The organism is Micromonospora sp. NBRC 110038, from assembly GCF_020884815.1.
Taxonomy (GTDB): Bacteria; Actinomycetota; Actinomycetes; order Mycobacteriales; family Micromonosporaceae; genus Micromonospora; species Micromonospora haikouensis.
Genome location: NZ_BBOL01000004.1, coordinates 598,186 through 605,440 on the forward strand (window position 1 = coordinate 598,186; position 7,255 = coordinate 605,440).

General features: G+C 74.9%; 6 protein-coding genes. 4 read left to right on the top strand and 2 right to left on the bottom strand.

Features of this window, described 5'->3' with window-relative positions:
- Positions 1-7: 7 nt before the first annotated feature.
- Together LPU61_RS18225 and LPU61_RS18230 are read left to right on the top strand one after the other, a co-directional pair.
- Complete coding sequence (locus LPU61_RS18225) at positions 8-3,121, top strand: non-ribosomal peptide synthetase (protein ID WP_229405579.1); 3,114 nt, start codon at positions 8-10, stop codon at positions 3,119-3,121.
- Positions 3,121-3,366 carry an acyl carrier protein gene (locus tag LPU61_RS18230; protein ID WP_043969211.1) on the top strand — a complete coding sequence of 82 codons (246 nt, stop codon included), beginning with the start codon at positions 3,121-3,123 and terminating at the stop codon, positions 3,364-3,366. The genes LPU61_RS18225 and LPU61_RS18230 overlap by 1 nt, the downstream gene beginning before the upstream one ends.
- Before the next feature lie 55 nt (positions 3,367-3,421).
- Here LPU61_RS18230 and LPU61_RS18235 read toward each other — a convergent pair whose 3' ends face one another.
- Positions 3,422-3,823, bottom strand: a complete 402-nt coding sequence (locus tag LPU61_RS18235; protein ID WP_043969212.1) for a hypothetical protein — start codon at positions 3,821-3,823, stop codon at positions 3,422-3,424.
- A gap of 85 nt (positions 3,824-3,908) precedes the next feature.
- On the opposite strand from LPU61_RS18235, the gene LPU61_RS18240 reads away from it, so the two are divergent.
- The gene (locus LPU61_RS18240) at positions 3,909-4,529 is read left to right on the top strand and encodes an L-threonylcarbamoyladenylate synthase (protein WP_043969213.1); all 621 of its coding nucleotides are present in this window, start codon (positions 3,909-3,911) and stop codon (positions 4,527-4,529) included.
- Positions 4,530-4,633: 104 nt separating this feature from the next.
- Entirely contained in the window at positions 4,634-6,184 is a 1,551-nt protein-coding gene (locus LPU61_RS18245) for a WD40 repeat domain-containing protein (RefSeq protein ID WP_229405580.1), read from the top strand.
- Positions 6,185-6,193: 9 nt separating this feature from the next.
- Here the strand turns inward: LPU61_RS18245 and LPU61_RS18250 are convergent, their stop codons facing one another.
- Positions 6,194-6,982 (bottom strand): neocarzinostatin apoprotein domain-containing protein, encoded by a 789-nt coding sequence (locus tag LPU61_RS18250; RefSeq protein ID WP_043969215.1) that lies wholly within the window; start codon positions 6,980-6,982, stop codon positions 6,194-6,196.
- Positions 6,983-7,255: the final 273 nt, after the last annotated feature.

Genomic DNA, 7,255 nt, shown 5'->3' on the forward strand with positions numbered 1-7,255 from the left:
ACGATCCATGGGAGAGCATGTGGGCACCGCCGAGGCGACATACGCGCAGCACGCCGTCTGGTTCACCGAGCAGGCCGGGGTCGCCGGCACGGCGTACCACATGGCGCTCGGCGTCCGGTTCGCCGCCGACCTGGACCGCCGGGCCCTGGTCGAGGCGTGCGCCGCCGTGGCCGACCGGCACCCCGTGCTGGGCGCCCGGGTCGTCACCGACGCCGACGGCACGCCGGGGCTGGCCCCCGCCGACGGGCGGGCCTCGGTGACCTTCGGCGAGTGGACCGACGCCCGGGTCGCCGAGGAACTGGCCCGCCCGCACGACCTGCGGGTCGGCCCGCTGGCCCGGTTCACGCTGCTGACCGCCGCCGACGGCCGGCACCTGCTGCTGGTCTGCGTCCACCACCTCGCCTTCGACGGGATGTCGAAGGACGTGCTGGCCCGCGACCTGGCCGACGCGTACGCCGCCGCGCTCGCCGGGACGTCGGCGCAGGCCGCGCCCCACACGGACGGGTACGCCGGGGACGCGGCGGCCGAGCGGGACCGCGTCGCCGTCGACCTGCCGGCCGCCCGCGAGTTCTGGGCGCGGCACCGGCCCGACGCCGCCGACGTGGTGCTGCCGGGCCTGCGCCGGGTGCCCACCGGCGCGGAGCCCGGCGCCGTCGTGGCCGTGGCGCTGCCCGCCGACCTGGTCGACGGCGTGGGCCGGGTCGCCGGCAGGCTCGGGGTGACCCGGTTCGAGCTGCTGCTCGCCGCCGTGCACGCCCTGCTGCACCGCTACGGCAACCGGGGCGTGCCCGTCGGCGTCACGCTGTCCACCCGCGCGCCGGAGCAGGCCGACCGGGTCGGGCTGTTCGTCAACGAGCTGCCCGTCACCGCCGACGACCCCGCCGCCGGCTCGTTCGCCGAGCACGCCCGCGCCGTGCGGGCCCGACTACGCGAGGTGTACCGGTTCCGGCACGTGCCGCTGGCCCACGCCGTGTCGGGGCTGCGCCCCGCGCCCGCGCTCACGGCCGTGTCGGTCGGCTACCGTCGGCGCGGCGACGACCCCGCGTTCGCCGGGGTGGCCGCCGCCGTGGAGTGGACCCTGTTCGGCGGCGCGGCCCGCAACGCGCTGCACGTGCAGGTCGTGGACGGCCCCACCGGCGTCGACGTCGGCCTCCAGCACAGCCCGGCCGCCATCGACACCGACGCGGTCGAGCGCATCGGCGGCCACCTGCGCACGCTGCTCGCCGCCGTCGTGGCCGACCCGTGGCGCCCGGTGGCCGACCTGCCGGTGCTGCCCGCCGACGAGCGGGAGCGGGTCGTCCGGGCCGGCACCGGCCCCGCGCGGGCGTACCCGGACGTCACCGTGCCCGAGCTGTTCGCCGCCCGGGTCGCCGCCGACCCGGACGCGGTGGCCGTCGTCGACGGCGACGTGCGGCTCGGCTACGCCCGGCTCGACGCCGCCGCCGGCCGGCTCGCGGCGCTGCTGCGCGGCCGGGGCGTCGGCCCGGGATCGCTGGTCGCGGTGGCGCTGGACCGGTCCTGGCGGACGGTGGTGACGATGCTGGCGGTGCTGCGCTGCCGGGCGGCGTACCTGCCCGTCGACCCGGGTCATCCCCCGGCGCGGCAGCGGCTCGTGCTCGCCGACGCCGCCCCGACGCTGGTGGTCACCGCCGCCGCGTCGGACGCCGGCCCTGACGCCGGGCCGCCGGTGCTCGCCCTCGACGAGGTCGACCTGTTCGCGGCCGGGCACACCGACGTCGACGCCGACGCCCCGACGGCCGCCGACCTCGCGTACGTGCTCTACACCTCCGGCTCGACCGGCCGGCCCAAGGGCGTGGCGGTCGGCCACGGCGCGCTGACCAACCTGCTGCTGGGCATGCGGGACCTGCTGGACGCCGGGCCCGCGCACCGCTGGCTGCACCTGACCTCGCCGTCGTTCGACATCTCCGCCGTGGAGGTGTTCCTGCCGCTGGTCACCGGCGGCCGGGTGGTCGTCGCCTCGGGCGTCAGCGCCCTCGACGGCGCGGCCGTGCTGCGGCTGGTCCGCGACGCCGGGGTGACCCACGCCCAGGCCACACCGTCAGGCTGGCGGGTGCTGCTGGCGGCGGGCCTCGGCGCGGCCGACACCGCCGAAGCGGCGGGCGCGGCCGGGTCGCTGGTGGCGGTCGCCGGCGGGGAGGCCCTGCCGGTCGCCCTCGCCCGCGAGCTGCGGGCCCGCACCGCCCGGCTCGTCAACGGGTACGGCCCGACCGAGGCGACCGTCTACGCCACCGTCGAGGACGTCCCCGCCGACCCGGACACGGTGACCATCGGCCGGCCGCTGCCGAACGTGCGGGCGTACGTGCTGGACGCCGCGCTGCGGCCGGTGCCCGTCGGGGTGCCCGGCGAGCTGTACCTGGCCGGGGCGGGGCTCGCCGTCGGCTACCGGGGGCGCGACGACCTGACCGCCGAACGGTTCGTGCCGGACCCGTTCGGCGCGGCCGACGGGCGGCTGTACCGCACCGGGGACCGCTGCCGGTGGCTGCCGGACGGCCGCCTCGACTTCCTCGGCCGCGCCGACGACCAGGTGAAGGTCCGGGGGCACCGGCTCGAACTGGGCGAGGTCACCGCCCGCCTGCTGGAGCACCCGGGGGTCGCCGAGGCGACCGCGACGCTGCACGCCGACGCCGACGGCGAGGCCCGCCTCGTCGCGTACGCCGTGCCCCGCGCCGGCTCGGCCGTCGACGCGGCGGAGCTGCGGCGGCACCTGGCGCTCAGCCTCCCGGCGGCGGTCCTGCCCACCGACTGGGTGCTGCTGGACGGGCTGCCCGTCGGCCCGAACGGCAAGGTCGACCGCGCCGCGCTGCCCGCGCCGGCACACCGCGACGCCCCCGAGGAGGCGGCGACGCCCCCCGCGCCGGAGACCGACGCCGACCCGGTGGTGCAGGCGCTGCGCGAGATCTGGCAGGACGTGTTGAGGATCCCCGACATCGGGCTGCACGAGGACCTGTTCGACCTGGGCGGGCACTCGCTGACCATCACCCGGATCAGCGGACGGATCCAGCAGCGGCTCGGCGTCGAGGTGCCGCTCGACGCCTTCTTCGACACCCCCACGATCGCGGAGATCGCCGAGATCGTCCGACAGTCCCGAGAGGAACTCTGATGGGCACCACCACCGACCCGCGTTCGCGGATCGCCGCACTGGTCAGCGAGGCCACCGGGGGCGAGGTGTCCGCCGTCGACGTGCTCGGCGGCGGCTCGCTGATGGCCCTCGGCGTGGACTCCCTCGGCCTGCTGCGCCTCGTCGACGCCCTCGAACTGGAGTACGGCGTCGAGGTGGAGCTGACCGCCCCCGGTCAGCGGCTGGACACGGTCGACGACCTGGTGGCGATCGTCGCGCGGGGCTGACCGTCGGGTGGCGGTGGCGCCCCCCGGGCCGCGCCACCGCCACCCCGGTCGGGCGTCACCGCAGCCGGCGACGCCCGCTCAACCACTCCCGCGCGGGCCGCGTGTTGAGCGACCAGAGCACCCAGGCGAGCAGCCCCAGCCCGACGATCGTGATCGCGCCGAAGAGGCCGAGCGAGGCCGCGGCGAACAGCCCGGACAGCGCGTACGCCGGGTAGGCCGCCCACGGCCGGCGGGCCGCCAGGGCGCCCGCCACCAGCGCGCAGGCCGCCGCCATGGTGGCGAAGAACACCGCGGCGCCGAGCGAGCCGTCCTCGACCAGCAGCCGGTGCACCGTCGCCAGGGCGAACAGCAGCGTCAGGACCGCGAAGACGAGCACGGTGACCCGCACGGGGCCGGGCATCGGCGGGGAACCCAGCAGGTCCCCGTATCCGCCCCCACGGAACGATCGAACGGCCATAAGACAACGATGACCGTCTACTTTTACGTCTCTTGAACACTGTCAGGAAGACGACAGGTCGGGACGGGGGCCTAAGCTTCCCGCCATGGCGAAGTACCTCGACGTGCACCCGGACAACCCGCAGCCCCGCACCATCGGCCAGGTGGCCGACCTCATCCGCCGGGACGGGCTGATCGCCTACCCCACGGACTCCTGCTTCGCCCTGGGCTGCCGGCTCGGCAACAAGGACGGCATGGACCGGATCCGGGAGATCCGCCACCTCGACAGCGGCCACCACTTCACCCTGGTGTGCCGCGACTTCGCACAGCTCGGCCAGTTCGTGCACCTCGGCAACGCCGTCTTCCGGGCCGTCAAGGCGGCCACCCCCGGCAGCTACACCTTCATCCTGCCCGCCACGAAGGAGGTGCCGCGCCGGCTGCTGCATCCGAAGAAGAAGACCGTCGGCGTCCGCATCCCCGCGCACACCGTCGCCCAGGCCCTGCTCACCGAGTTGGGCGAGCCGCTGTTGTCGAGCACCCTGCTGCTGCCGGGCGACGACGAGCCGATGACCCAGGGCTGGGAGATCAAGGAACGCCTCGACCACGCCATCGACGCGGTCGTCGACTCGGGCGACTGCGGCACCGAGCCCACCACGGTGGTGGACTTCTCCGACGGGGACCCCGAGATCGTGCGCGTCGGCGCGGGGGACCCGTCCCGCTTCGCCTAGCCCGGCCCCCCGCCGGCGTGGCGTCCACTTGACACAATCGGACCCGCCTTCGCTCGAACATCATCGATCCCGGCCGCGCCGGGCCGGGCACTGCGAGGTCATCGATGGTACGACTCCTCCTGACCGTCGTCGCGACGCTGCTCCTGCTGGTCGTGGTGCGCTGGTCACAACCGGACGCCCTGCGGGTCGACGGGTTCTGGTCGCTGGCGGCGGTCGCGCTCGTGACGGCGGCCGGGGCGGCCCTGACCCTGCGCCTGTCCCGGGTGCTGTTCACGCGGCTGGCACCGTGGGTGCGCGGTGTGCTCTCCACCGCCGTCGCATTCGTCCTGCTGGCCTCGTTCACCGGCGACTTCGGCCCCGTCGTGATCGTGGGCGCGGTGCTGCTGGCGCTGTCGCTGCTGTTCTCGTTGCTGCGGGGCGGCACGCTCCGCGCGGAGCCGTTCCCGCCGGACATGCTCGCCGTGGGCCGCCTCGCGGGGCGGTTCGCGGTGCCCGCGCTCTGCTATCTCGCCGCCGTCGCCGTGGTGCCGGGGGTGCAGTCTGCGCAGCGCTGGCCAGGCGCGCTGCTGGGCGGCGTCGTCGCGGGCGGCACCCTCGTCACCGGAGCCGTGCTGGCGTTCACCCGGCCCTGGCACGCCGCCGTGACGCCGGTGACGGCGGACGGCGCCGTCAGGGCCGCGTACGGCGGGCTCGGGCACCTCGTCGGGATCGGTGACCCGCACACCGGAGCGGACCTGCGGGTGATGGGCTCCTCCGGGGTGCTCCTCGACCTCGCGGGCTTCCTGCCGGACCCGACGCCCGACGCGGTGCGTCGACAGGCCGGCCGGCTCACCCCCGGCCTGGTGCGGGCGCTCTGCGCGGTCGAGACGCCGCAGCGCACGCTGCTCGCCTCCGCCGGCTACGGCGAGGCCGTGCACCTGTGGGACCCGGCGACCGGAAAGGCGGTGCGCGCCCTCGCCGGCCACCTGGCCCCCGTGAACGCCCTGTGCGCCGTGCCGGTCGACGGGACGGCCCTGCTCGCCTCCGGCGGCGGCGAGCGAGGGATCCGGATCTGGGACCCCGAGGCCGGTCGACAGGTCAGGATGATCGGGCACGGAGTGCGAGCGGGCGTCCAGGCGCTGTGCACCGTGGCCCGCGACGACGGGGACAGGGCCCTCCTCGCCGCCGCGTACACCGACGGCGGGATCCGGGTGTGGGACCCCGCCGACGGACGGCCGATCCTCCAGATCGCCGCCCACTCCAGCAGCGTCAACGCCCTCTGCACCGGCACCGTGGGCGGCGCGGGCTGGCTCGCCTCGGCCGCCAACGACGGCACCGTGCGCCTGTGGGACCTCGTCACCGGCAAGGCGCTCGGTTCCTTCGACGACAGCTCACCCCGGTACGCGCTCTGCGCCGTGGAGGTGGACGGTGAGGTCCTCGTCGCGGCGGCCGGCGACGGCGTAGGCATCTCGCTGTTCGATCCGGCGACGAAGACGCGCCGGGGTTCCCTGGGCACGGGGCCCGTGCTGCAGATGCTGCTGAACCCGAGACCGACGGGCTGGATCCGGTCCATGTGCCAGGTCGGCAGCGGCGACGACGCGTTCCTGATGTTCGCCGGGTACGACCGCGCAGTCGGCCAGATCCGCCTCCGCCCGGCGCTACAGGCCCTGGCCTGACCTTCGACGCTAGGCGACCGGGGCGAAGCCGAGGTAGGCGCTGTGTGGGCCGGACCAGCCGGAGCCGAACGAGCCGTCGGGCTGCCCCTGCGCGTCGTACACCACCACGTGCAGCTCGCACGTCGTCATGAAGTCATCCGGCGCGCAGCTGGGCCAGTACTGGACGTTCACGGACGCCGTGAACGTGTCGTCCTCGGTGAGCGGCACCGTGGCCAGCGGCGTGTCGTCATAGCAGCCGCTGTCCTGGATGATGTCGTAGCACGCGGTCTGAATGATGGTCACGTGCCGGCTGGGTGAGCCCTTCGCGGTTCCGGTGACCTCCACCAGTTGCCCGTCGACCAGGCCACTGCTCGGGGTCGCGGTGATCGTGGCCGGGTCGCCGGTGAACTCCAGGGGCGCGGTGGCGACCGACTGCCGATCACCGTCGACGACCCACTCGATGAAGAATCGGCAGATGTCCGCGCGGCAGTAGACCGGCTCGTCGTCGCCGTAGGGGCGGCTGCGGTAGACCCTGGTGCTGGCGCTCACCTGCTCGGAGATCCGCCCCAGCCGGCTGGTGGTCGTCGTGTGCACGACCGAGCAGCCGATGCGGCTGCCCTCGAAGTCGTAGGCGGCCTTGTCACACTGGACGATGGAGACGTCGCTCCTCTTGGGCAGGCCGGTAGCCGTGACCCTGACGACCGACGAGGCCGACAACCCGGTCGCCGGGCGCGCCGTGACCGACGGCGCGGGGTCGAGCTGGGCCGACGCCGCAGGGGCGGGCGGGCTCACGGCCACCACGCCCACCGCCAGGACCACTGCGGACAACCATGACCGGAACCTCATGTGGCACCCCTTCCACAACAAGCCGGCTATCGACACTCGTCGTTGCGGCATCGACCCTAGTCGAGGAGAGTCCCGGAGACGGGACCGGCCGCTGTCGACTGTCGGACAGGCCGCACACCGCGACTCGCCGCCCTAGACGCGACACCCCGCCGACACCTCCGGCGATCAAGAGAAAAGTGTCAGGTTGAAGATCCACTCTGACGCTTTTCTCTTGATCACCGGAGGCTTCGCAGTTCGGGGCCGAAT

Coding starts and splice junctions, on each gene's coding strand:
- LPU61_RS18225 (WP_229405579.1), top strand. CDS start 8: ATGGGAGAGCATGTGGGCACCGCCGAGGCGACATACGCGCAGCACGCC.
- LPU61_RS18230 (WP_043969211.1), top strand. CDS start 3,121: ATGGGCACCACCACCGACCCGCGTTCGCGGATCGCCGCACTGGTCAGC.
- LPU61_RS18235 (WP_043969212.1), bottom strand. CDS start 3,823: ATGGCCGTTCGATCGTTCCGTGGGGGCGGATACGGGGACCTGCTGGGT.
- LPU61_RS18240 (WP_043969213.1), top strand. CDS start 3,909: ATGGCGAAGTACCTCGACGTGCACCCGGACAACCCGCAGCCCCGCACC.
- LPU61_RS18245 (WP_229405580.1), top strand. CDS start 4,634: ATGGTACGACTCCTCCTGACCGTCGTCGCGACGCTGCTCCTGCTGGTC.